The following is a 25496-nucleotide window of genomic DNA, read 5'->3' on the forward strand; positions in this document are numbered from 1 at the left end:
TCAGGAGTCACCTCTCAGGATATAGCCGGCTCCCCGGATGGTCTGGATTAGACGCTTGCCACCGTATTCTTCGGTCTTCTGTCTGAGCATGGCAATGTACACTTCAAGCACATTAGACTCACCGCTGTAATCATAACCCCAGATTTTATCCATAATCAGATCACGGGAAAGTACCCGTCTTGGATTTTGCATGAACAGATTCAACAGTTCGAATTCTTTGGCAGTCAGCTCCAGACGCTGCCCATCTCGCAATACTTCACGTGAGTCATTGTCCAAAATGATATCTTCATACATTAAGCGGTTGTCCGGCGTACCCCCACTATCAGACTTGCGGCGCAGCAATGCACGGACACGTGCCAATAATTCTTCCAGCGCAAAAGGTTTTACAAGGTAGTCATCGGCTCCCGTGTCCAGTCCGGTCACGCGGCTCTGCACTTCATCCTTGGCCGTCAGCATCAGCACAGGCACTTTACTGCCTGCTTCTCTCAATCTGCGACATACCTCAAATCCGTCAATCTGCGGCATCATCACATCCAGCACAACGATGTCCGGCTCCTTGTCCATCAGTTTGCTGAGGCCTTCAGCTCCGTTGGAAGCCGTCTGTACCTCATATCCTTCAAAAGCCAGCCCCCGGCGGAGCATGGATACAATTTTTTCGTCATCATCCACAATCAAAATAGTTGAGCGCATGGTCTTTCTCCTTTATCCTAACGTTTTATCCCATTGTAACAGGCAGAAGCACAATCTGCATCTTCAAGTAGGCGGACTCCAATCAGTATTAGTCCATTAAACCTTACCCCATCAGGGCAAAAAAACGGAAGGGCCTTCAAACCCTTCCGTTCTGTCAATCCGTACCCGATATTTATGGTTGCTGCTGTTGTGTACCTGTTGTTTGTGAAGTATCAAAATCATTTTTGTTGCCGATTTTGATTTTCAGATCCATTTTCTTACCGTCACGCACCACGTTTAATGTCACTTCACTGCCGATTTCCTGTTTCTTGATGAAATCAATCAGATCTTGACTTGTCGCGTAAGGCGTACCGTTGGCACCTGTGATGATGTCATATGCACGAAGATCTGCTTGATAAGCCGGTGATTGGAAGATCGTGCTGGCTACGACAGAACCTTCGGTTACATCTGTTCCCATTTGTTTAGCAACTTCAGGCGTGAGAGCCATCAGGGACGCACCGATAAATGGTACTGGCTCTTTGGGAACTTCTTTGTTCTCTTTAAGATATTTAACAGCTTCAGAGATGACGCTCGACGGGATCGCAAAACCAATCCCTTGTGCATCTGCGCTTACTGCAACGTTCATTCCGATGACTTCCCCATTCAGGTTAAGCAATGGGCCACCGGAGTTACCCGGATTAATCGAAGCATCTGTTTGCAGCAAATGGCTGTACTCACGTGTTTTTCCTGTTTCTTCATCTGGAATGCTGATCGTACGTTCTTTAGCACTCAATACACCTGCTGTAACCGTGTGTTCAAATCCTTCCGGGTTACCGATAGCTACAAGCCACTCACCGACTTGAGTACTATTGGAATCACCCAGTGGAGCTACAGGGAACGCATCGTCACCACTGTTTTTCTCAATTTTCAATACAGCCAAATCCAGATCAAAGCTGCTTCCCAGCAGTTTAGCTTCATATGGTTTGCTGTTGTTCTCCAGGGTTACCTGTATTACGTCTGCACCCTGAACAACGTGTTGATTCGTCAGGATATATCCTTCTTTGTCAAAAATGAACCCGGAACCAATGCCCATAGGCACAAGCTGATTACTGCTTTGTGGTTGCTGGCTTTGGCCTTGATTGCCTTCCGTTCCGCCGCCATTACCAAAGAAATATTGGTACAACGGATCACTTGTATTTGATCCACCCTGACCCAATCCTGTACGTGAGGACTGCTTCGCGAGTGTTTCGATTTTGACGACAGCCGGACTTGTACTTGTTACTACGGAAGACACATCTTCTTTGCCTGTTGGCAGTAACGACGCTGTCACATTGTTGCCTCCGCCTGTGTTTGTGGACGCTTCCTGTCCTGAACTTTGATTGTCAGTGTTCGTAAGTGCCGTCTCCGGTGTGAACATGTTTGTTCTGTCAGCTGTGTACATGAGAACGGTGATGACCAGCATACCGGCAATAAAGGAAAATAGAAGTGATCTTACGGAAGAACGCGGCTTGCGGTTATTATAGTTCCAGTTGCCTTTGCCGCCATTCCCTTGATCTCCACCGTTACCTGAGCCGTTTCCGCCGCCTCCTGATGATCTTTTCGCTTGTTCAGATGATTCACTATTATAGTAAGTAGGTACGGGTCTCACCGGATCAGGTTTTGTAATCTCTACATTTCCTTCTTCACGCTGATTATTGCTTCCCATGTGATTTGCTGTATCTTCCTGATTCACGGACTGAAAAGGTCCATAAGAATAATAATAGGAGGATTCGTCCGTTCCGGAAGAATTGCGGTTCTCCGTTTGTTTGGTTTCGTTTTCCTCGTCTTGACGGTTCGATCTATAGTTGCGTTCGTCCATGCCTCTCTACCTCCCAATCTCTTATTCCCAAGAGATATTCTTTAACTGTCCTTATTTTGTACTTTAAACCTTAACCGTACCTTAAAAACAATTAAAAAGGAGATAAAAGCACGTAAGAATAGACTCTTTTCCCTGTCATGACAGCATTTTACCCTTTCGTTTTCACCCAACCCTGACGATGCGCATAGATGGCCAATTGTGTACGATCGTCCATCTCACATTTCATCAGCAGGTTACTCACATGTGTTTTGACGGTTTTGATACTGATATGTAATTCTTCTCCGATATCTTTGTTGGTCTTTCCCTCTGCAATAAGCAGCAGCACTTCCTTCTCCCGTTCAGTCAGACCCGATTCACTCTCTCTAGCTGTACGTTGTCTGATTCCCCGGGTTAATGCCTGCGACACATCACCTGTCATAACAGGCATGCCTCTATAGGCCCCTTGAAGAGCATAGATCAGTTCTTCAGCAGAGACTGTCTTCAGTACATAACTTACCGCACCCGCTTCAATCGCTTGCACAACAAGATCATCCTCCAGAAAACTGGTGAGCATCACAATTTTCATCCCTGGAAATTCAGTCATAATGGCTTTTGTTGCTTCAGCGCCATTCATTACCGGCATCATCAGGTCCATCAGGATCAGGTCCGGCATTTCGCTATCATTTAACTTACGCAACTGATCAAGCGCATCCTGCCCGTGGCCCGCTTCTCCCATCACATGAAAAGTAGGTTCCAGCATCAGATACGTTTTCAACCCCATGCGCACCATATCATGGTCATCCACAATCATTACGTTTACTTTCCCACTCATTCCGTCTCCCCCTCTGGTTCATTCAGAAACATTCGGAAATTTCGGGATTAATACCCGTACCGTTGTTCCCGCTCCCGGCTTTGATATAATCTGAACTTGCCCCCCAAGCTTCTCCGCCCGTTCACGCATGGTAGATAAACCGTATGAACCCGGACGCTCCGCTTGCTGCAAAAATCCCTGACCATCATCGCTGATGCTCATGCTGATCTGATGTTCACTCTCCCGTATGGACAGACTAACCACTCCCGCCTCTGCATGCTTCACAACATTGGCAACCGCCTCCTGAATAACAAGAAACAGCTGGTGCTCAATGGCATCCGAGATTCCGCCATCCAGTTCCAGCTCTTTCACACCTTTAAGACCATTCTGCCTGCAATAATCAGGAAACCAACTATCCAGTGCTGCGGTGAGATCACGCCCTTCCAGCTCCACCGGTCGAAGTTGGGCAATCAGTCCTCGCATCTGACGCTGTGCAATATGTGACATCTGGATTAACTGGTCCAGTACTTTTCCGCCATGTTCAGGATTCATCTCCAGCAGACGAGGTAAGGACGAAGCCGACATATGCATGGCAAACAGCTGCTGGCTAACCGTGTCATGAAGGTCCCTTGCCATTCGTTTGCGCTCTTCAAGCACAGCCCGCTCCGAGGCTTGCTCCTTCTCAATGACTTCCTGCTCACCGAGGCGCTGAAGCAGTCTCATTTTTTTCTCAATCGAATCCATCATGACATTGAACTCCTGATAGACACGACCAAACGAAGCGTCATCCGCTTCAGGCATTCGCACCGCCAGATTACCCTTGGAAACTTTCAACATGTTGAGATCTAGCAGGTCGATCTTACGCTGAAGCCGTAATGCAGCGATATATCCGGTGATAACGGTGGCCAGCACAACAACGGCAACATAGGTCCATGCCCGCTGACGACCAGCCCCCATCAACACCTCTCCATACAATAGATAGAAGCCGCCCAGCGTAATCAGACCGGTTAGCGCAAAATACATCATCAGTTCCCATTTATTGGCCTTGAGAATTGTTCGAATCATGCGTTAACCCACCTTATTCACTTTGACGTCTCCGATAAACACACTTACGATAATCCGTACCTTTTTGCTTGCTTCATGGTAATGAGCAGTTTCAGCTTGGGCACTACTCAGGAATCCGCCGCGTTTCTGGTTCAACAGTGACATATCTCCAATGAAGGAATTTGTCGTCACCGTCACACCCAAATCCATATCTTCCGGTACAAATACTTTCACATCCCCAATAAATGAAGAAATGACAATCTTCGTCTCCCCATAAGGAATCTGTGCCTTGGTCAAATCAATTACAGTATCTCCGATAAAAGCCGAGATGTTCATTGGTTTCAACGAGAACACTTCCTGCCCCATGTACAGATCACCGATGAACGCCGATTTGTTAATGGTATTGCCACTGCCATAATCCCCATAACCATTTCCGTAGCCATCACCATAATGTTCTCCATATCCGGTATCGTTAGAGTTATACGATTGATGTTTCTTCTTATATTGATGCCCTTGTGATGATGAATCCGTTGATCCTGTGAAATGAGGGCCATGTGAATCGTTCTTCTGTTCCTGTTTTGGTTTGCCAAATGTTTTCTCGAATTGTTCGTCAAACGACGACGGCATCTCCAGATCCTCCGGAGCCAACGGTTTATAAGGTTGCTCAGGTGCTGGAGGTGGCTGCATCTTGTCATGATGTTTCCGATCACGACGTCGTGGCCCGATCAGTACAAACAATCCTCCGCCAATCAGCATAACCGGAATCAGATAACGGATGAACTCACCCATGGAGTAATCAATCCATCCCAGGTTACGGGCAAGAAAGTAACCACCAATCGCCAGTACAATTACCGGTCCAATAAAGGCGTAACCCCCGTTGCGACGAATCTCGGAGATTCCTTTGACCCCCCACCAGATTAGAAATAACGGCCAATATGTTCTGAAAATATATCCTACATCAATGTCATATCCCAATTGTCTGAACAAGATCATCGCACCAATAGCAATAAGAGGTATGCCAACCCACCAGCGGTCACGCGTCGATCGTTTCATCGCTCATGTCTCCTTTGTCTGTATTATGTATCCAGTGTAACTCAGACAAGACAATGAGAACAGCGGCGGCAGATGGAATTCATCTCGGTCTCGAGACTGAGATGAGAGGATATTAATGTAAAAAACTTCGCATATGTAAAACACCCCGGAGCTGCTGCTCCAGGGTGCTGAATCATCATTAGATTAATGAATCTTCAATTATTTTTTGTATTTTGATGCTTTGCCTTGACCTTGGCCAGTTTGGCCTGTGTTTTCTACACCGAACTCGGCATTGTATTTTTCATCAGGTGTTTGGAAATTATCTTGTACTTTGTTTTGAGCGGATTGCTTCACTTTTGCTGCTGCATTCTCTTCTCCAAACTCTGCATTGTACTTCTCGTTTGGCGTTTGGTACCCTTGTGATTTCTTAGCCACAACGAATCACCTCTCTCTTCATATTTACGATGCATTGCTGCACCGCGGGGTTCGTCCCCAGTCAATATTATGTGGAGAGAGCACTTCTGTTATTCATGTTCACATGTGAAATTAAATGGCCTTGTCCAGCCAGGAATCCGGTACAGATTTGTACACATCGATCGCATCGGCCAACTCGCTGAGCATCTTTTCTGTACACTTTCCAGCGCCTTGCCTGATCACCTGTACCTCCACATCCTTTTTGCCCCACTCTTTGTACACTTGCTTGGTTGTCGGGAAATACAGATCGATTTTATTACCTTTGATCGCCGAACCAGTATCTGCAACAATACCGTATCCATAACCCGGAATATACAGAATGGAACCCATCGGGAACAATTTTGGATCAGCTGCAATCGTGGAAACTGTTTCTTTATCACGACGTACTTTGACACCGGAATACGTAATTCCGTATTGAGGATGTTTAGGCCCTTTTCCTGTAGACTCCACTCCTGCCGTATATCCCGTTGCTGTAACCTTTTGTGTACCCAGGATTTGTTCAGAACGCGGAGCAAGCACCGGCATAGACGGATCCGCCACTTGTTTTTCTGGAAGCTCAGGCCTTGGAATGACCATTGGTTGTGGTGACCACAATAATGCCATATACACCATGGTGGTCAGCTGGGCCTCATCGCTGTATTGATGGCTGACCTGTTCTGGAAATTCTTGATAAGACTTGCTCGAAGTTTCAATAATCGGACCTTCACTGCTGCTGCTCTGACTCTCGACATGCAGTACTGTACTTTCCTCTTCAAATGTATAGGCATCCGCCTGATTCAGGTTAATCATCATCCCGGCGAATATCACACAGCCAACCAATAAACCCCGTATATGTTTCTTTTGAATTGAGAATTGCTTTTTCATTGTATAACCTCCCCCTCACTGCAAAGGTTTTCCAAAAAGCAATTAATCTATACTTTTTACTGCAAACACTACGAAAAAACGCCTGAATAACATAGTCAATCCCATGTTATCCAGGCGTTATGCAGAGTGATCAGCGCAACTTATGCACTGGTTATCTGATAGATCATTTGTTCATTTATACCAAACGTGTTGCAATTTCTTCTTTCAATTGAGCGATAATTTCATCGACCGGTTTCATGCCCAGATCGCCTTCTCCACGCTTACGCACAGATACTGCTTCTGCATTGCGCTCATTCTCACCAACAACAAACATATAAGGCATTTTCTCAAGCTGCGCCTCACGGATTTTATATCCAAGCTTCTCATTCCGCAGATCAGCTTCAGCAGAGATTCCCGCACGTTTCAGCTTTGCTTCCACTTCACGCGCATAATCGTCGAAGTTTCCGGATACCGGGATTACTTTTGCCTGAACCGGAGACAACCACAGCGGGAAAGCTCCTGCAAAGTTCTCCAGCAAGAATGCTGTGAAACGTTCCATTGTACTAATTACACCGCGGTGAATAACGACCGGACGATGTTTCTGTCCGTCATCTCCCACATATTCAAGTTCAAAGCGCTCAGGCAACAGGAAGTCCAGTTGAACCGTAGACAATGTCTCTTCTTTGCCCAGAGCTGTTTTGATCTGAACATCCAGCTTCGGACCGTAGAACGCTGCTTCACCTTCTGCTTCATAGAATGGAAGGTCAAGCTCTTCCACAACTTCACGCAGCATGCGTTGGGACATTTCCCACATCTCGTCGTTCTGGAAGTATTTCTCGGTATCCTTCGGATCACGATAGGACAGACGGAAACGGTATTCGTTAATACCGAAATCCTTGTACACGGTTTGAATCAACTCGATAACACGAGCAAACTCTTCTTTGATCTGATCCGGGCGTGCAAAAATGTGTGAGTCATTCAGTGTCATTGCACGTACACGGTGCAGACCTGTTAATGCCCCCGACATTTCATAACGGTGCATCATTCCAAGCTCGGCAATCCGGATTGGCAGATCACGGTAGCTGTGCATACTGGACTTGTACACCATCATATGGTGAGGACAGTTCATTGGACGGAGAACAAGTTCCTCATTATCCATAACCATTTTCGGGAACATATCTTCCTGGTAGTGCTCCCAGTGTCCAGATGTTTTGTACAATTCCACGTTACCCAGAACCGGTGTGTATACATGTTGATATCCAAGGCTTTCTTCCAGATCCACAATATAACGCTCCAGAGTACGGCGCAGCTTCGCACCGTTAGGCAACCAGATTGGCAGGCCTTGACCGACCAGTTGGGAGAATGTGAACATTTCCAGCTCTTTACCCAACTTGCGGTGATCCCGTTTGCGAGCTTCTTCGAGGAAGTGCAGATGCTCGTCCAGCTGTGCTTTTTTCACAAAAGCCGTACCATAGATACGTTGAAGCATTTTGTTTTTGCTATCTCCACGCCAGTAAGCACCCGCGACATTCATCAGTTTGAACACTTTGATTTTGCTAGTTGATGGTACGTGAGGGCCACGACACAAGTCGAAGAATTCACCTTGCTCATAAATCGTGATCACACTGTCCGCTGGTAAATCACGAATCAACTCAAGTTTGTAAGGATCGCCCACTTCTTCGAACGTTTTGATCGCGTCCTCGCGGCTAACTTCCTTACGTACAATTGGCAAGTTCTCGTTCACAATACGTTCCATTTCCTTCTCGATCTTTTGCAGATCTTCAGGATTGAGCGCATGTTCGAGGTCCATATCATAGTAGAAACCATCTTCAATGACAGGGCCGATACCGAGGCGTACCTCTTTGTTACCATATAAACGTTTCACTGCTTGAGCCATCAAGTGAGCTGTACTATGACGCATCACTTCAAGTCCTTCTGGTGAATCCAGAGTTACGATCTCCACCAATGCTCCCTCATGAAGTGTTGTGGACAAGTCCACCACGATACCATCCAGCTTGCCGGCTACGGCATTTTTGCGCAATCCGCTGCTAATCGAAGCGGCTACGTCTTCAATGGTGCTGCCATCCGCGTACTCACGTACCGAACCATCCGGTAGTTTAATGTTCACTGCCATTTGTCTCATTCCTCCTGTTAATGTAACCTTCGTGTCCAGATATTTATGGACTGATTATCTATTGCTATTCCAGTCATTTTGCAAAGGAACGCAAAAAACACCCGTCCCGGCAAAGGGACGAGTGATATATACTCGTGGTTCCACCCTAATTCAGCTGATTCATCCATATTCGGAAATACAGCCCTCATTGGCATGACGATAACGGGCATGACCCGGCAGATCCTTACTCGCGGATAATCCCCAATAAAGGCGATATGCTAACTCCACTTTCAAAATTGCAGCTACAAAGGGGTAAACCATACGTGATATCCGGAGGAAATTTCAGCCTAGGTTCCTCTCTCTGCACCGATCTTGCGTGTGGTTGTTGTCTTTGTCAACGCTTTTGGTTCAAAGGTTCACATGAAAAATTCATGGATCAACAGTTATTATAATTGCCGAGATCACTTGCGTCAAGACCTGTCAACAATCCTGAGCGCAGCACTTCGCATTCCGGGCAATGATGACATATTTGCACTTTGTCTTCGAAGATCTGGCATATGGTCGAGATGATTGGCAGATCCGGGGTGCGTGTATGGAGCATGACCTTCTCAGGAGAGATGGAGATGAGTGTACTTACAATCATATCTTCGATATCCATCTCCAGTTCCAGACCCGGCATTTCCACAACGACCTGTTCATCCTTTTGCACGGGTAACAGATTAAGTCCAGCATCCAGGACCTGAAATTCATGCATTCCCTTGTGTACAAGATGAACCAGAGGTACTTTGGCTTCTTGAAAAAACACAAAATATTTTAACAGCCCCATAAACTCTTCATATTGCCGATCCATCCAGAACTCATCCAGCGCATACTCCACTAATTCCTGAAGCTCCTGCTTATATGGCCGTATACGGAAATTGATAATGCCTTCAAGGTGAAAAAAGTGAACATCCTCCAGATCCTGCCGTAGTCCACTGGCTAATGTAGTACGCCGGCGCTCCCGAAGTCCGGGCTGATCCAGATCACCATTTAATAGAAGGGGCATGCAGATTCGATTAACCTTCTCCACCTCATGCTCATCCATGACAGAACATGCCTTGGCGATCATATCCTCTACGATGTTCCGTTCTTGTGTCTCCATAATGAAGTCGGCGAGTCCAAGGGAGAGCAGATCACTGATCCGGGGAAGCCATTGCTGGAAGTCTTCGTGATTCTCATTCCCTCTGCACACCCAGGTTGCTCTTCCATCATTATGTTTGAAGGTGAGCCGGAATCCTCTTTTACTTATATGTAAACCTTTGGTTTTTTCCTTGACACAACGATAAAATTGATCCGCTTCCTCTTGCCCTGATACATCGGTCCATACAGCAAACAGTTCCACAAGAATCACTCCTTTCCTTCCTGTTCAAAGTATATGGCAAGGCCGATAGGGATATACGAAGCGGATTGATGGAAAGCGTGTCATGATTTCTCAGTATATTATGAAGAGGTTTGGAGTTAAGACAAAAATGTGTTATTATTTTAATAACAGTATGTTTCACGGAAAAGGAGGGAAGCCAAAATGAGACAACAACCTAGAATACTCCACTATACTATCATTATCATTTTGTGCGTTTTCCAAGCCTTGTGCTTCCCTATTCCGATGCAGTCCGAATCTGCCGTTGGGGTGTCTGTAGAAGCAACTTCCAACAAAGAAGTGCTGTTGCAAATACCCGAATCCCAGCAGAAACCTGTCATTCGCAAATACCCACAAGTCATGTCCAAGCTGATTGCGGTTACGCATAATAAGCCTGTCTTTCTTGTCCTCGCATTGTTATTGATGCTGCGAATCCCTACAACGGGTCTGTCCTTTAAACCGTGGTATTGTCTGTTTAAACGCAGATTATTTCTGCTACCTATTAAGTTTACCAGCATGTATGTATCCCTCACCCCTATAGCACCAAAATACGTGAACGCTCTTAACTAGCCGTTACGACGTATTTACAGGTTGCTTTTGCATGGAGACACCTCTGTATTTATAAGACGGTGTGCTTGTGCATAACTTATAACCCTTTTAGCACACGTTAGATAAACCCATGTTTATGACAGTACCTATTTTTGTTGTACCCACACCGACAAATTCAAATCATATGGCTGTGTCAGGAATTTCTGGCTCTGTTTACCCGCATCTTTTGATGTTCCTTTGAGCAGCAGATTAATCATTTTCGGGAAATAAGCCTGTCTTCTGTGGCCAGCCCCTAATTATAAGGAGGCAACAATCCATGGATGTACGCGAAACAGACTTGCCGGGAATCGGCAAAAAATTTCAGATTGAAACAAGCAGCGGTGATAAAATTGTCATTATTATTCACGATGACGGTCGCCGGGAAATGTACCACTTCGAGTATGACGATCCCGATCAAAGCATCTCGATGATCACACTTGACGATTATGAAGCACGACAGATTGCTGCTATTGTTGGCGGATTAACTTACAAACCAAAGCAGCTTGAAAATATTGAAGTAACGTTTGACGACCTGATTATCGAGTGGTACAAAATCGAACCATCCTTCGGATGTATCGGCAAATCCATCGGTGAATTGGACGTACGTCAAAACTCTGGGGCAACGGTTATCGCCGTTGTAGAGAAAAATCACAAAAAACATATCAGCCCAGGTCCGGAGGTAGTTATCAGTGCAGAATCCACGGTGGTAGCCGTTGGCGAACGCAATCAGCAGAAACTGTTTAAATCCCTCCTCCTGACTGGAAGGGGGTAAATAGATGGATCATTTGATATTCGAAGTAGGTCTGGCCCTTGTGCTCATTGCGGCAGCCGGCCTTTTATCGGCAAAACTAAGATTTTCGGTCGTTCCGTTTTATATTCTGATCGGGATGGCCGTTGGGCCACATGCCATGAAAATCTGGCATCTGGACTTCCGTTTTATTGAGAGTCAGCCTTTTATTGAATTTATGGGTCGGATCGGTATCCTGTTCCTTCTCTTCTACCTTGGACTTGAATTCTCGGTAGGTCGTTTAATTAAATCGGGTCGCTCTATTGCAGTTGGCGGCTCGATCTACATCGGCATTAACTTTACGCTGGGATTAATATTTGGTTTTATGTCCGGTTTCCCAGTTGCAGAAGCACTTATTATCGCAGGTATAACTACCATCTCTTCCAGTGCCATTGTGGCCAAGGTACTCGTCGATTTGAAACGAACGGCCAACCCGGAAACAGAGATGATATTGGGTATTATTATGTTCGAAGATGTATTCCTCGCTGTATATATCTCGATCTTGTCCGGACTTGTGCTTAGTGATTCATCCTCCATCGGAGGCGTCATCATGTCCGCACTTATTGCCCTCGGATTCATGCTTATCGTGATTATCCTTGGACGCAAAGCAACACCGCTACTAAACAAATTGCTTAAAATCCGATCGAATGAGTTATTCTCTCTCGTAGTATTCGGAGCCTTGTTCCTGGTAGCCGGTTTCTCAGAAACCATTCATGTTGCCGAAGCGATCGGTGCATTACTGGTTGGACTGGTGCTTGCTGAAACAGAACACGCGAAACGGATTGAGCACTTGATTCTGCCGTTCCGTGACTTCTTCGGAGCCATCTTCTTCTTCAGCTTTGGATTGTCCATTGATCCATTGTCTCTGGGTGGCGAAGCCGTATGGTTAGCTCTGATTGCAGTTGTTATTACATTGTTCGGTAACTTCCTGGCAGGTATGATGGCCGGACGCAGTGCAGGACTATCGCCCAAAGCATCGGCCAATATTGGATTAACCATTGTGTCACGGGGTGAATTCTCCATCATCTTGGCCAACATGGGTAAAGCAGGAGGACTGCTGCCAATGATTCAACCGTTTGCCGCACTGTATGTCCTAATTCTGGCCATTCTGGGTCCTTTATTAACCAAAGAGTCCAAACATGTATTCCGTTTATTGGATAAAATATTCAAGTTCAAAGATCCTCGGAAAAAGAAAGAAGAACCAAAGGTTCTGCAGAAAGAAGGATAATCCCTATGTCTGTACAGAACAGACATACTAACGTACTTCGCGGCTCTTACGCCGATCTTTCTGTGACTAACCCAGGGAGAATGGCTCGAAAGCCGCACTAAGGAGGATGACCTATGAAAGCACCTCTGATATCGGCTAATCCGGTGCCAAACACCGCCAAGACCAGAATCTCGTCAACCCGCCGCTGGTTAAACCTGTTGCTTGTGATTGTTGGTGGAATTCTGGCCTCCGTGGGACTTGAATTGTTCTTACACCCCAATAAGATCATTATTGGAGGCATTACAGGCATTTCCTCCCTGTTCGCCCACTGGACCGAAATGAGAATTGGATTATTCCTATTTTTATTCAATGTTCCGTTTATATTTCTGTCCTACAAGATTGTGCAGAAGAAATTTGTACTGGTTACTGTTCTGGGTCTGGTTGTCTTTTCGATCGGTGCCATTGTGCTTCATCCCATGCCGCCACTTGTAGAGCATCCGCTGGCTGCCGCCATGTTTGGCGGATTATGCCTCGGACTCGGAATTGGGCTCGTCGTGCGGTATGGTGGGACACTGGATACGCTGGAAATCGGTGATCCGTCTTCCCGCCCACCTGAACGTGTATTTAGCGGAAAACGGATGCTTATCGAAAAAATAATCATGCTGCTTAACTTGTTGATACTGACAGCCGCTGGTGTTGTCTTTGGCTGGGACCAAGCGATGTATTCCGTAATCGCCTACCTTATTGCTTATGAAATGGTGTACATTGCGTTCAGGGGTTTCTCTTCCAAACGCAAAGTATGCATTTTGACCACACAAAGCTCTCAAGTTGAAAAAGCTGTACGCAAACGGCTGCGCCGTGAACCTGGAACGCTGGAAGCCACTTCTGACTCAACACAACTCGCGATGGCTGAAGGATGGATCAGGCAGATCCCGGGTGCACTTTATTATGAGGTACATGTGCTGGAGATGATCTGGTTGAAGTCCATTGTTCGTCACATTGATCCACATGCGGGCATTATGACGAATCCGGAAAAATAAAAAAACGCTCTCTTACCCTATGGATGAACAGTTTTGTTCAACAAGGTCAGAGAGCGTTTTTTTCTGTTTTTATAATTAATTGATATTATAGTTCAACGATAGCTTTGACTACATGTGAATCTGGCAATAACCATTGGTCTATTGCAGTAGGTAACTCATCAAATTCCACTCGGTGTGTGATATACCCATCCATACTTAATTTCTTTTGACGCAAGGTGGACAGGACCTGTTCAAAATCTTCACGGGTTGCGTTCCGACTGCCCAGGATACTCATTTCCCGCTTGTGAAACTCAGGATCATGAAAGGTAATATCCGCTTTCACCAGTCCTACAAAAATGAGTTGACCACTATGCGCAACATATTGAATGGCCTCATTCATGGAATTCACGTTACCTGTTGCATCGAAGACAGCCGTAGCATAGTCGCCCCCCGTGATTTCAGCCACTTGTTGTACAGTATGTTCATTAGCCTGGACCAGGTCATCGGCTCCAGCCCAAGTCCGGCTAAGCTCAAGTCTGTCCAGATTACGATCAACAGCGATAACACGCGCCCCCGCCTGTTTGGCAAATGCCATCACGCCCAATCCAATAGGGCCAGCTCCAATCACAACCACATGCTCACCAGGTTTAATTCCTGCTCTTCTGACGGCATGGGCTCCAATGCTTAATGGTTCTACCATTGCCGTCTCATCCAGCGTCAAACATTCTGCTGAGAGTAAATGTGAGACAGGCACGCTGATTTTTTCTCTCATGCCTCCGTCTACGTGCACACCCATGACTTGCATGGACGCACAACAATTGGTTTTTCCACTGCGACATGCAATACAGTGACCACAATGAAGATAGGGAATAATACTTACCTGATCCCCTGGCTGTAGCCCTACATCGTTCGGACCGATCTCTTCAATAACAGCCGCCAGTTCATGACCCAGAACACGAGGATAGGTAAAGAATGGTTGGTTGCCTTTGTATGCATGCAGATCCGTTCCACAGATCCCAATCCGCCGAATGGCAACCAACGCCTCTCCTTCTGCTCGTTCCGGTTGAGGCAGGTCCTGGAGCTTCAATTGATCTATTTCTTCACATACAATGGCTCTCATCGTTGTTCCCCCTTGGATGCTTTCGCTGTCGTGTTGCTTGGCTTAATATTATATTCGGGTCGTCCGCTTGACCACGTCTCGTTATGCAATGGAGCCAGAATGCGCAGCACTTCATCCAGCAGGCTCTGATCCAACGGTTCCTCTATCCAGACTGCATTATTGAGGATATTGCGCTGGCTGGCACTGCTCACCAGTGTTGTTGGAATTCGTTCATTCGACGTGGAGAATTGCACGGCCAGCTTGGCAATGTCACTACCTTGTTCTGCACAGAAGCGGGCTGCCTTCAGGCAGAGCTCTTTCACCCGATCATCTGCCGGATGCCAGGCAGGAGCACCTCGGGTACTCAACAAGCCCATAGAAAGAGGCGAAGCATTGACGAGGCCAATTTCTTTTTTTTCCAACAAGGGCAATAACGATAATAATGAGGTATCATTCAATGAATAATGACAATACGAGATGATCGCATCCGCATCGATCTGCGGCAGAACCTTCTCGAACAACGGTAAGGGCAATCCACAAATGCCCGCATGTCGTATAACTCCCTGCTCTTTCAGTCGCAGCAACGTTGGAAAGGCTTCTTCTACGATGATCTCTGCTGGCACAAATTCAATATCATGCAGGAACAGAATGTCGATATAGTCTGTATGCAGTCGATCCAGGCTCTCTTGCACGCTATCCAGAATCCGCTGACGTGAAAAATCAAACTCATTTTCCCCGTACCGTCCGGCTTTGGTTGATAACATATATGAACTGCGCGGCAAGCTGCGGATGGCTTCACCCAACACTGTCTCCGCCTTTGTCAGGCCGTAGTAAGGTGAAACGTCTATGTAATTCATCCCCGCATCTACTGCCGCATGTACAGTGCGAATCCCTTCGTCCCGGTCAATGTCACGAAATACAGAACCGAGTGAGGATGCTCCAAAGCTCAATACAGGTACGTCCAGTTCCGTCTTGCCAAGTATTCTTCTCTTCATCGGTTTACCCCTTCCAGCGTGTCTGACTACACAAGTTCCCTTTCATTGTAACAGTTCAATTTCAATATAAAATATCGCCAATTGCGTAACTTGTACTGTTTGATGACCTCAATCCGCAGAAACAAATCAAAAAGCCCGCCGTCTCTCCAAACGGAGTAGTCAGCGGGCTTGGTTTCATAAATTTTCATAGATACTTATCTAACGATCAGCATTTATGGGAGTAGTATTCAAATAATCAGGATTAGTTCTGCATTACGAAATCTTCATGCACGGAATTCTCTTCGTCGAACATGCGCACAATCTCGTATCGGGTGTTACGTTGTGCCGGAATATAACCGGACTCCCGAATCAAACGCAGAATGGATTCAATGTTAACTTTATATGTTGCACCAGCAGCAGATACAACGTTCTCTTCGATCATCGTACTACCGAAGTCATTACAGCCAAATTCAAGCGACTTCTTACCAATCTCCGGACCCATGGTTACCCATGAGGATTGGATGTTCTTGATATTATCCAGCACCAGTCGGCTGATGGCTACAGTCTTCAAGTATTCTTCCGGAGTCTGGCGCTCCAGCTTAAGGTTTGTATTGTCTGGCTGGAAAGTCCAAGGAATGAACGCCAGGAAACCTTCGGAATCATACTTGTTGGCAATACATTCGTCCTGAGCTTCACGTACGCGGAGCAAGTGCAATGCACGCTCTTCCATCGATTCACCAAGGCCGATAACCATCGTTGCCGTGGTGTTCATGCCGATGCGGTGTGCAGTTTGCATAACGTCCATCCAATCCCGCCATGAGCCTTTCAAGCGGCTGATCTTCCGACGTGTGCGGTCATCCAGAATTTCAGCACCGCCGCCAGGCAAGGAATCCAGACCAGCTTCGTGAATGGCACGTACAACCTCTTCCAATGTAAGGCCATCGGATACTTCAACCATTTTCATAATCTCCGCTGGGGAGAAAGAGTGCATCGTGATATTTGGGAAACGCTCTTTGATGGCTTTCAACAGGTCTGTATAATAGCTGAAAGGCAAGTTTGGATTCGTTCCACCTTGCATCAAAATCTCGGTACCATTCACATCTTCCGTTTCCTGAATCTTCTGGAAAATAACTTCGTCCGGAAGCACATAACCTTCATCCGAACCAGGTCTCCGGTAGAAAGCACAAAAACGGCAGTACACATCACACACGTTTGTGTAGTTGACGTTACGCCCAATTACAAATGTTCTGTATGGTTCAGGGTGCATGCGTTTCATAATAACATTAGCAGCTGCCCCGATTTTGTCCACTTCATTCGATTCAAATAGCTCAATCGTGTCTTCCAAGTCCAAACGTTCGCCCCGAAGGGCTTTATCTAAGATACGGTCTACCGTACTCATCGTAAAAAAGCCTCCCTCATGAAGAGAAATTATATAACGATCCGTCCCAACTTGTTCAAGAGAAGCAAGTTCTGGTGGCAACATCGTATTTCTGTACTCCACATATCGTAACACAGGTTACATGTGAAAAAAAGCACCTTATGTACAGGTGCTTTAAAAATAAGTAAAAATTTTTACATATGGAATGGAATTTATTCGAGATTAAGTGATACGCATCGGCGTATTCGGTCATCCACTTTTATTAGGATTCCTGAAGTGCTTGCTCCAAATCTACAATGAGATCTTCGATATCTTCCAGACCTACAGAGAAGCGCAGCAACCCATCTGTAATGCCACGGTCACGGCGAACCTCAGCTGGCATTGCCGCATGAGACATCATGGCTGGGTAGGATAGAATACTCTCCACAGCTCCCAAGCTTACAGCAACAATAGGTAGCTTCACCCGGTTAAGAACTGCTTTTGCGCGATCGCCTGAACCGACGTCAAATGAAACGACAGCTCCATATCCTGTGGACTGGCGCTCATGTGCCTCACGGCCCGGATGATCCTCCAGTCCAGGATAAAAGACAGCGGTAATATCACTACGCTCATTAAGCCATGCCGCAAGTTTAGCTGTGCTCCGTTCACTATGAGCCATGCGAGCCCCCAAGGTTTTCATCCCGCGCATCAGAAGCCAGGATTCTTGTGCCCCGAGTACAGTTCCAAGTCCATTTTGTAACTGTTTCAGTTGTACGCCAAGTGATTCCGTACGAGCAACGGCTAACCCTGCCAGTACATCACTATGACCTCCGAGAAACTTCGTAGCACTATGTACGACGATGTCCACACCAAGCTCAATTGGACGCTGATAGTACGGAGTCATAAAGGTGTTATCCAGAATCGTGATCAGGTCATGTTCCTTCGACCAGTCAGTTACGGCAGCGATATCCGTAATTCGCAGTGTAGGGTTGGACGGTGTTTCCATATAAACTGCCTTGGTGTTTGGCTTGAGTGCCGCTTTTACTTCATCAATGTTGGTCATGTCTACAAAGGTTGTCTCGATCTGCATACGGCTTAATATGGAAGTAAGCAAACGATACGTACCTCCATATACGTCTTCCGTTACAATCATGTGATCCCCTGCGGAGAACATCATGAACACGCTTGAAATCGCAGCCATCCCCGAAGAATAGGCAAAGCCTCGTGCACCGCCCTCCAGCAATGTGATGTAATCTTCCAAAGCCTGACGTGTCGGATTACCCGAACGACTGTAATCATGCTGAGGCGGATTGAAGATATCAAAATGATGGAAGGTTGATGCTTGGTAGATCGGTACACTGGATGCTCCAGTCGTTTTGTCAATTTCATCTCCAAAATGGAGCAATTTGGTATCAAATTTCAACTCGGAATTAGGCTTGTTATTGGACTCACTCATGAGTGCACGCCTCCTTCCACTTCCTGTTGTGCAGCTGTCAGCGCATTGCCGAGATCTGCAATCAGATCATCCGCATGTTCAATGCCTACGGAGAACCGGAGCAAACGGTCATCCACACCCACGGCGTCACGAATCTCAAGCGGAATATCCGCATGCGTTTGTACCGCTGGGTAGGTCATGAGTGATTCGACTCCGCCGAGACTTTCGGCAAAAGCAATGAGTTTGATATGACGCAGCAATGGTTCAACATAACGTGCATCCTTCACTTTGAAAGAGAAGATACCTGTGTTACCCGTGGATTGTTTGTTCTGTATCTCATACCCCGGATGATCGGATAGACCTGGATGATATACTTCAACCACCGCTGGGTGCTCAAGCAAGTATTTAGCAATAGTAAGTGCATTGTGCTCATGACGCTCCATGCGAAGAGCCAGCGTTTTCATACCTTTCATCAACTGGTAGGAGTCACTTGGAGACAATACCGCTCCAATGGAATTATGCAGGAACGCCATCTCTGCAGATAACGCTTCACCTTTGGTAATAATTAGTCCGGCCAACACATCATTGTGTCCGCCCAGATATTTGGTAGCGCTATGAATGATGATATCGGCACCCAGTTCAATCGGACGTTGGAAAAATGGAGTCAGCAACGTGTTGTCAACAATAGTCAACAGGTTGTAACTTTTCGCCCAGGAAGCAACGGCTTCCACATCGGTGATCATCATCAGTGGATTGGTTGGTGTCTCAATAAATACAGCTTTTGTATTCGGCTGACGAACCTTCTCCAGTGCTGCAAGGTCATTCGTGTCCACATAACTTGCCGTTACGCCGAAACGGGACAGAATACGTTCCAGCAGACGATAGGTTCCACCATACAGATCCAGCGATACAATCAGATGATCCCCTTGACCAAACATGGCAAAAATCGTTTGCAGCGCGGCCATTCCCGAGCTACAGGCAAACCCTGCATCACCAGACTCCAGCGCTGCGGCCGCTTCTTCCAATACTTTACGGGTTGGATTAGTCGTACGAATATAATCAAACCCCGTGCTTTGTCCAAGCTTCGGGTGGCGAAACGCAGTGGATTGATAGATCGGAAAGTTAATGGCGCCTGTTACCGGTTCATTGATGGACCCAATTTGTGCTAAGCGGCTTTCGATTTTCAACTTGTTGTTGTCTTCCATTGCTGCATCCTCCTGTAATCTCGATTAGATTTGCGGGCCAATATCGTAAGGTGTTTCTTGATACACATAGTAATTGAGCCAGTTAGAGAATAATAAGTTGGCATGAGCGCGCCAAGTAGCCGGTGGCACACGGGAAGGATCATCATTCGGATAATAATGTCTAGGCAATGCGATATCCAACCCTTTGGCTGCATCCCGGTCATACTCCCACTTTAATGAGAACGGGTCATACTCGGCATGTCCTGTGGCAAAAATCTGTTTGCCGTCTTTGGTAGCAACCAGGAAGATCCCCGCTTCCTCGGATTCAGCCAAAATCTCTAAATTCTCATTCTTTTCAATATCTTCGCGTCTCACTTCCGTATGACGGGAATGTGGAACGTTGAATACTTCATCGAATCCACGCAACAACGGAACATGTGGTTTATTGATGGTATGCGGGAAAACGCCAAAACACTTTTCATCCAGTGCAACCTTAGGTACGTCAAAATGATGGTATAAACCTGCCTGGGAAGCCCAACATATGTGGAGGGTTGAAGTCACATTGGTTTTAGTCCATTCAAAGATCTCTTGGATTTCATTCCAATAGTTCACGTCTTCGAAATCCATCTGTTCCACCGGAGCACCCGTAATAATCATTCCATCGAAACGGCGGTGCTCAATCTCATCAAAGGTTTTATAGAACAGATCCAAATACTCCTGAGACGTATTCTTCGACGTATGGGATTTGGGATGTACGAGAACAACATCTACCTGAATAGGCGTGTTTCCCACCAGACGAAGCAATTGTGTTTCGGTCGTTTCCTTTGTGGGCATCAGGTTTAATATAGCGATACGGAGTGGACGAATATCCTGCTGATATGCAGAAGTTTCATCCATGACGAAGATATTCTCTCCTTCAAGTACTTCTTTTGCTGGTAGAGTATCGGGTATTTTGATTGGCATAGTAAGTCTAACTCCTCCTTTTGCATAGATAGATGCAGCCACCCCTGGCTTGATGTCTTCACATCAATACAGGTATAGACTGCCTTGAGCTTGTAAAAACATTGAATTGCTCTTTCATCCAACGTTACAAACAACCTCAAGTTCCTTAGCGAAAATCACTGCTGAGAAGTCGGGGCATATAACAAAGACCTTCCTCGGATTTCGAGAAAGGTCATATGTAAAAAAGATATGCGCCTCTCTCATCTCTCAGTTACAACAGTGCCACTTGACACTTAGTCGCTGCAAGAATTAGCACCGTGCGGTATACCGCCGGTTGCCGGGTTTCATCGGGCCAGTCCCTCCACCTACTCTTGATAAGATTTCGCTGTATTAGATTGTAATTAAATATGGTTCACCGTCTACTTTATTACATTAATGCCCTCACGTCAAGATGCAGTTCGATGTCTGCTTCCCAGATCGGAACCGTTCATCATCCGTTGTCATACACTGCCTCAGGGCGCGAAATAGACACATTTTTGCGCTTGAAAGCACCTTGTACCAGCGGTATACTAAACAAGGTGTTATAAACCCTTATGTGAGAGGTGACATATTAAATGGATGGCGACCCGAGGCCTGACTGGCAGCCGAATTCCGACAAACTGCATAGAGAATTGACATCAGCATGCCGGCAGCGGGACGTGACTTCCGTTTGATTATATAGTGAACGCAGCCCTGATCTCCAGGCTCCGCTGCCGACCGGCTGATTTGTTCTTTTTGCGCCCATAATGATAATATCCGCCAAGTTGGCGGGTGCAGAAGGAGTAGATTAACGATGAAAATCCGGTTGGTAAACAACGGTGTATTTATTCCGGTGGACGACATTCAGCAGGCGCTGACTCCACCAGCGGAAGGGTTTTACTGGATTGATGCAGACGTAGACGATTTGGCGGTACTTCAGCCGCTGTTCTTGATGCATGATCTGGCTGTGGAAGACTGTCTTAGTGACGAAGAACAACGTCCGAAGATTGAAATTTATGAGAACCATTATTTTATTGTGATTAATAGCATCCGTTTCGATGATGAAGAGATATTTCTACGTGCGGTGAACTTATTCCTCGGCAGACATTTCATTATTAGTGTTACGAAGCAAAAGGTCAGCGAATTGCGCACACTGAAACCAATCCTGTGGGAACAGGAAATCAGTACACCGGATCGTCTGTTGTATTTGCTGGTTGACTTGATCGTTGATAATTATTTCACCGTAGGTGACCGAATTGAAGCACGGATCGAGAAACTTGAGGAAGACATTCTGATGCACACCAAAAAGTCACATCTGAATGAAATTATCGGGCTACGCAGTGAGATTCTGTGGCTGAAAAAAGTCCTTGGACCTCAGAAAGAGGTCATTAACACCCTGAACAAAAAAGATCTGCGTCTCATCGATGATCAACTGCAAAAGTATTTCAGTGACATCTATGAGAATGCTGTAAAAATATCTGAAACCTTTGAGACTTATCGCGACCTGATGGGCAACTTGCGAGAAGCCTACCAATCCAGTATTGCTAACCGGGCGAATGAGATCATGCGTGTATTTACCGCCATTACCACGGTCTTCATGCCGCTGACGGTCATTACCGGTATATACGGCATGAACTTTACGAATATGCCAGAGCTTAACTGGAAATACAGCTATTTTGTTGTGATTGGCCTGATGGTTACTCTGGGCCTGAGCATGTTCTTCATTTTCCGCAAGAAAGACTGGGTATGAACTCGTATGAAATAACAAAGACGAAGCGCTCCTCCGGGAGAAACGCCTCGTCTTTTTTCATTTCTGATCATTAACCAACATTCTTCTCTGTCTCTGCGTGCCGACGAAAACGGATTCGAATCATGCGCAGTCTTTCATAGACCTGCTCCAGACTTCCTCCATCGGGTTTCTCTCCTCCATACACCTTATGTAATACTGGCTTCAGGAACGTATCTCCCAGCTCCTCATACGCACTCCATACGGCCTCTTGTTCGTTCTCTGGCATCACTGCCAGCTCCACGTCAAGAAGACAATCGGTGTCATAACCTTCGTGATCCAGTGCCTCTAACAGCTCAACCAACTCGCGTCGGGATAATCCAGAACGATTAACAATCTCCTCTAACGTATACCCTTCCTTCATGCCTTCAAGCACCTGCTTACGCGTGGTGAACTTATCAAGTTCCTGCTTGTACTTCTGCTCTCTCTGCTTGTATAACCAACTCTCATACTCTTCTTCCTTCAGCGCCGTGTATACCCAGTCCAGCGGGAATGTCGTTGAACGCTCCAACCCGTTTGTAATCTCCATCCATTCCGTACCATACTCAGTCGCTTTGCTCTCTCCTACGCCCGGCAGTTGCATCAGTTCATCCAGCGATTGCGGAACAAAGGCACTGATCAAACGCAGCAGACGATTCGTTGCAATAAAATACGGTGCCTTCCGGTCAGACACAGCTCTCTTCCTGCGCCATGTGCACAGATCCGTATATAATTGTTCATTGCTGTATAACTCACTGTAACAATGGAGCCGCTGTCCACCATAACTGCGTGACTTCAGATCATCATTCTCATGAAATAACCCCTGCAACTGCGGTCGGTACCCCTCACTCATCTGTATGGCAAGCTGATGACGGTAAATATGAAGCAGCTCCTCCCAAGAAGTCCCTTCATACCAGATGCTGTCCTCACGCTCTCCTTCCTCGTAGCGACTCCATCCCAGCTGCCAACTATCTTCCTCTTCCCCAATCCATAACTGTGCATACTCTGCATTCTGATCTGACATTCTGGACAATCTGTTCATGAAAATGACTTCCATTTTCGTTCCCTCCCTTTGAATATTCAGCTTATACGAGTTAGAGATACTACCTACAGGCAGCACAAAAAAAACACCCCTCCTGCAAAAACCATGCAAGAGAGGTGCTTCCTCATTAACCGTACTATGCTGTTGCCCATATCATACCACAATGGTAAAATTCGTCAATCCCTTATTGCTCTACTTATTCAATGCCAATTTGGCAAGCGCCAGCGAACCACACAGCCCTGCATTGTCGCCAAGTCCTGGTGAGACAACATACTGGTCAATCTCGGATTGAAGTGCCGGATGCTGAACGTACCCTGCCAGCAACTCCTGCAGTTTGCTACGAACCATCGGGAACAGGTGCTCCTGCTTCATTACTCCGCCACCCATGACAATTTTCTGCGGAGAGAGAATCAGAACATAATTCATCAGTGCATGTGCCAGGTAATGTGCTTCGATCTCCCAAGCTTTATGATCTGCAGGCAGTTCATAGGCCGGTTGCTCCCAACGTTTGTTAATGGCCGGTCCTGCTGCAAGGCCTTCGAGGCAGTCACCATGATACGGACAGAAACCCTCGTATGTATCTTCCGGATGTCTGCGTACAATGATATGTCCCATCTCTGGATGTGACAATCCATGCACCATTTTACCGCCAACCACAGCGCCTGCACCAATACCTGTACCCACAGTGATATACAGACAGCTCTCAAGACCTTGTGCAGCGCCCCAGGTTGCTTCTCCAAGTGCCGCACCATTCACATCCGTATCAAATGTCATCGGTACATCAAAATGCTCCTTGAGCTTGCCAATCACGTTATACTGTCCCCAATGTGGTTTTGGTGTTGTTGTGATATAGCCATATGTTGGGCTTCCTTCAATCGGATCAATCGGACCAAATGAACCTACACCCAAAGCTTCAATGCCTTTGCCTTCAAAAAATGAAATCACTTGAGCCATGGTCTCTTCCGGTGTTGTTGTTGGAAAACTTACACGTTCCAAAACTTCTCCGTTTTCTGTGCCAATACCACATACAAATTTGGTTCCGCCTGCTTCAATTGCGCCTAAGATCGTCATGTTAGTCACACTCCCAAGTTAATTTAAAAAAGGAATTCGGATTATTTTACTTGATGACACTATAATTACCCTGCTACTTGTTCTCCAGCTTGGACAATCGTTTCATTAACGTTTGCCTCCAGCTGTCTGACAGTGCAGGAATGGCCAGCACCGCCTGGATACCATCGACATTTTCTTTCCCCTGATGCATAATTCGATTGGCTTCAAGAACCGTCATTGATGTTGGATCGGTGCTGATCCGTCGAAATATCGATGAAGGCCTTACCTCACCTTCTTGCAGTACACGAAAGTAAAATCCGGTAAATTCACTCTCCTGAAAATAAACAGGCAGCTCCTTATAGTCATACCTCGCACCCAGCTTGAAGCAAGGTTGTCTGGGCTGACTGACCTGCACTGTGGCTTCGCCCAACTCGTACACATCACCAATCCGTACGTCTTCTTCGGCACAGCCTTCAACCGTCAGATTTTCTCCACAAGCTCCCCAATCCAGCTTGCGATCCATCAGTTGTTCCAGCGCCGGATAACGACTGTAATCGTATACACAAACGGCTTTGTCAGGGCCGCCATGATGCACCAGATCCGCCTGGCCGTCCCCTGTCATTCCAGTGAATGACAGGAAAACCGCGCCGGATACAGGATGTTTCACAATGCCGCTCAGCACTTCACGCTTATGCCCAGGGAGCGGCTGCGGCATGCCTACATTAATGGCCAGAACAGCTGTATTGCTCTCCCCTGGCTTTCGATCAGATGTGAGTGTCATTTGCGTCATACCTCCCATAATCACTTTCT

The 25496-nt window shown here is 46.4% G+C and carries 22 protein-coding genes, 1 pseudogene and 1 riboswitch; of the genes and pseudogenes, 5 read left to right on the forward strand and 18 right to left on the reverse strand.

The features are described from left to right. The 9 genes and pseudogenes from BLS69_RS14725 to BLS69_RS14765 form a co-directional block, all read right to left on the reverse strand. On the reverse strand, positions 1 to 690 hold the full coding sequence (locus BLS69_RS14725; protein ID WP_091014684.1) for a response regulator transcription factor: 690 nt from the start codon (positions 688 to 690) through the stop codon (positions 1 to 3). 172 nt (positions 691 to 862) lie between these two features. Then, positions 863 to 2527 carry a S1C family serine protease gene (locus tag BLS69_RS14730; RefSeq protein WP_091032719.1) on the reverse strand — a complete coding sequence of 555 codons (1665 nt, stop codon included), beginning with the start codon at positions 2525 to 2527 and terminating at the stop codon, positions 863 to 865. 148 nt (positions 2528 to 2675) lie between these two features. Beyond that, a complete protein-coding gene (locus BLS69_RS14735) occupies positions 2676 to 3338 on the reverse strand; it encodes a response regulator (protein ID WP_017689597.1) in 663 nt (220 codons plus the stop codon). Positions 3339 to 3356: 18 nt separating this feature from the next. Next, entirely contained in the window at positions 3357 to 4382 is a 1026-nt protein-coding gene (locus BLS69_RS14740; RefSeq protein WP_091032721.1) for a HAMP domain-containing sensor histidine kinase, read from the reverse strand. A gap of 3 nt (positions 4383 to 4385) precedes the next feature. Then, positions 4386 to 5414 carry a cell wall-active antibiotics response protein LiaF gene (liaF, locus tag BLS69_RS14745; RefSeq protein WP_091032724.1) on the reverse strand — a complete coding sequence of 343 codons (1029 nt, stop codon included), beginning with the start codon at positions 5412 to 5414 and terminating at the stop codon, positions 4386 to 4388. Positions 5415 to 5612: 198 nt separating this feature from the next. Continuing rightward, positions 5613 to 5828, reverse strand: coding sequence for a hypothetical protein (locus BLS69_RS14750; protein WP_036610057.1), 216 nt, complete (start codon positions 5826 to 5828; stop codon positions 5613 to 5615). 111 nt (positions 5829 to 5939) lie between these two features. Further along, positions 5940 to 6395: pseudogene (locus BLS69_RS32950) on the reverse strand (3D domain-containing protein); the annotation flags it as partial. Between the two features lie 511 nt (positions 6396 to 6906). Continuing rightward, positions 6907 to 8844, reverse strand: coding sequence for a threonine--tRNA ligase (gene thrS, locus BLS69_RS14760; protein ID WP_091014697.1), 1938 nt, complete (start codon positions 8842 to 8844; stop codon positions 6907 to 6909). Between the two features lie 415 nt (positions 8845 to 9259). Beyond that, positions 9260 to 10204, reverse strand: a complete 945-nt coding sequence (locus tag BLS69_RS14765) for a putative sporulation protein YtxC (protein WP_143023581.1) — start codon at positions 10202 to 10204, stop codon at positions 9260 to 9262. 180 nt (positions 10205 to 10384) lie between these two features. On the opposite strand from BLS69_RS14765, the gene BLS69_RS14770 reads away from it, so the two are divergent. The 4 genes from BLS69_RS14770 to BLS69_RS14785 all read left to right on the forward strand — a co-directional run bounded on the left by BLS69_RS14770 (position 10385) and on the right by BLS69_RS14785 (position 13841). Continuing rightward, a complete protein-coding gene (locus tag BLS69_RS14770; RefSeq protein WP_091032733.1) occupies positions 10385 to 10789 on the forward strand; it encodes a hypothetical protein in 405 nt (134 codons plus the stop codon). A gap of 295 nt (positions 10790 to 11084) precedes the next feature. Beyond that, positions 11085 to 11579 (forward strand): cation:proton antiporter regulatory subunit, encoded by a 495-nt coding sequence (locus BLS69_RS14775; protein ID WP_091032736.1) that lies wholly within the window; start codon positions 11085 to 11087, stop codon positions 11577 to 11579. A gap of 4 nt (positions 11580 to 11583) precedes the next feature. Next, positions 11584 to 12822 carry a cation:proton antiporter gene (locus tag BLS69_RS14780; protein ID WP_076289901.1) on the forward strand — a complete coding sequence of 413 codons (1239 nt, stop codon included), beginning with the start codon at positions 11584 to 11586 and terminating at the stop codon, positions 12820 to 12822. Between the two features lie 113 nt (positions 12823 to 12935). After that, positions 12936 to 13841 carry a YitT family protein gene (locus tag BLS69_RS14785; protein ID WP_091032738.1) on the forward strand — a complete coding sequence of 302 codons (906 nt, stop codon included), beginning with the start codon at positions 12936 to 12938 and terminating at the stop codon, positions 13839 to 13841. A gap of 85 nt (positions 13842 to 13926) precedes the next feature. Here BLS69_RS14785 and BLS69_RS14790 read toward each other — a convergent pair whose 3' ends face one another. From BLS69_RS14790 to metA, 6 genes are all read right to left on the reverse strand, one after another. Further along, positions 13927 to 14940, reverse strand: coding sequence for a zinc-binding alcohol dehydrogenase family protein (locus tag BLS69_RS14790; RefSeq protein ID WP_091032740.1), 1014 nt, complete (start codon positions 14938 to 14940; stop codon positions 13927 to 13929). Beyond that, positions 14937 to 15914, reverse strand: a complete 978-nt coding sequence (locus tag BLS69_RS14795; protein WP_091032743.1) for an aldo/keto reductase — start codon at positions 15912 to 15914, stop codon at positions 14937 to 14939. The genes BLS69_RS14790 and BLS69_RS14795 overlap by 4 nt, the downstream gene beginning before the upstream one ends. 241 nt (positions 15915 to 16155) lie before the next feature. Further along, positions 16156 to 17292, reverse strand: coding sequence for a cyclic dehypoxanthinyl futalosine synthase (mqnC, locus tag BLS69_RS14800; RefSeq protein WP_091035048.1), 1137 nt, complete (start codon positions 17290 to 17292; stop codon positions 16156 to 16158). A gap of 241 nt (positions 17293 to 17533) precedes the next feature. Next, complete coding sequence (locus tag BLS69_RS14805; RefSeq protein WP_036669808.1) at positions 17534 to 18706, reverse strand: trans-sulfuration enzyme family protein; 1173 nt, start codon at positions 18704 to 18706, stop codon at positions 17534 to 17536. Next, a complete protein-coding gene (locus BLS69_RS14810) occupies positions 18703 to 19890 on the reverse strand; it encodes a PLP-dependent transferase (protein WP_091032745.1) in 1188 nt (395 codons plus the stop codon). Before BLS69_RS14810 ends, BLS69_RS14805 begins: the two co-directional genes overlap by 4 nt. Before the next feature lie 24 nt (positions 19891 to 19914). Next, positions 19915 to 20832, reverse strand: coding sequence for a homoserine O-acetyltransferase MetA (gene metA / locus BLS69_RS14815; protein ID WP_036610071.1), 918 nt, complete (start codon positions 20830 to 20832; stop codon positions 19915 to 19917). Between the two features lie 236 nt (positions 20833 to 21068). After that, positions 21069 to 21192, reverse strand: a riboswitch (SAM riboswitch). Between the two features lie 451 nt (positions 21193 to 21643). On the opposite strand from metA, the gene corA reads away from it, so the two are divergent. Further along, positions 21644 to 22579, forward strand: a complete 936-nt coding sequence (gene corA / locus BLS69_RS14820) for a magnesium/cobalt transporter CorA (protein ID WP_062833460.1) — start codon at positions 21644 to 21646, stop codon at positions 22577 to 22579. Positions 22580 to 22649: 70 nt separating this feature from the next. Here corA and BLS69_RS14825 read toward each other — a convergent pair whose 3' ends face one another. The 3 genes from BLS69_RS14825 to BLS69_RS14835 form a co-directional block, all read right to left on the reverse strand. Then, positions 22650 to 23651 (reverse strand): HRDC domain-containing protein, encoded by a 1002-nt coding sequence (locus BLS69_RS14825; protein ID WP_091032747.1) that lies wholly within the window; start codon positions 23649 to 23651, stop codon positions 22650 to 22652. Between the two features lie 177 nt (positions 23652 to 23828). Beyond that, positions 23829 to 24707, reverse strand: a complete 879-nt coding sequence (locus tag BLS69_RS14830; protein WP_017689617.1) for an ROK family protein — start codon at positions 24705 to 24707, stop codon at positions 23829 to 23831. Positions 24708 to 24780: 73 nt separating this feature from the next. After that, positions 24781 to 25467, reverse strand: coding sequence for an MOSC domain-containing protein (locus tag BLS69_RS14835; protein ID WP_091032749.1), 687 nt, complete (start codon positions 25465 to 25467; stop codon positions 24781 to 24783). Positions 25468 to 25496 lie beyond the last annotated feature (29 nt).

The organism is Paenibacillus sp. CF095 (genome assembly GCF_900101225.1).
Classification (GTDB): domain Bacteria; phylum Bacillota; class Bacilli; order Paenibacillales; family Paenibacillaceae; genus Paenibacillus.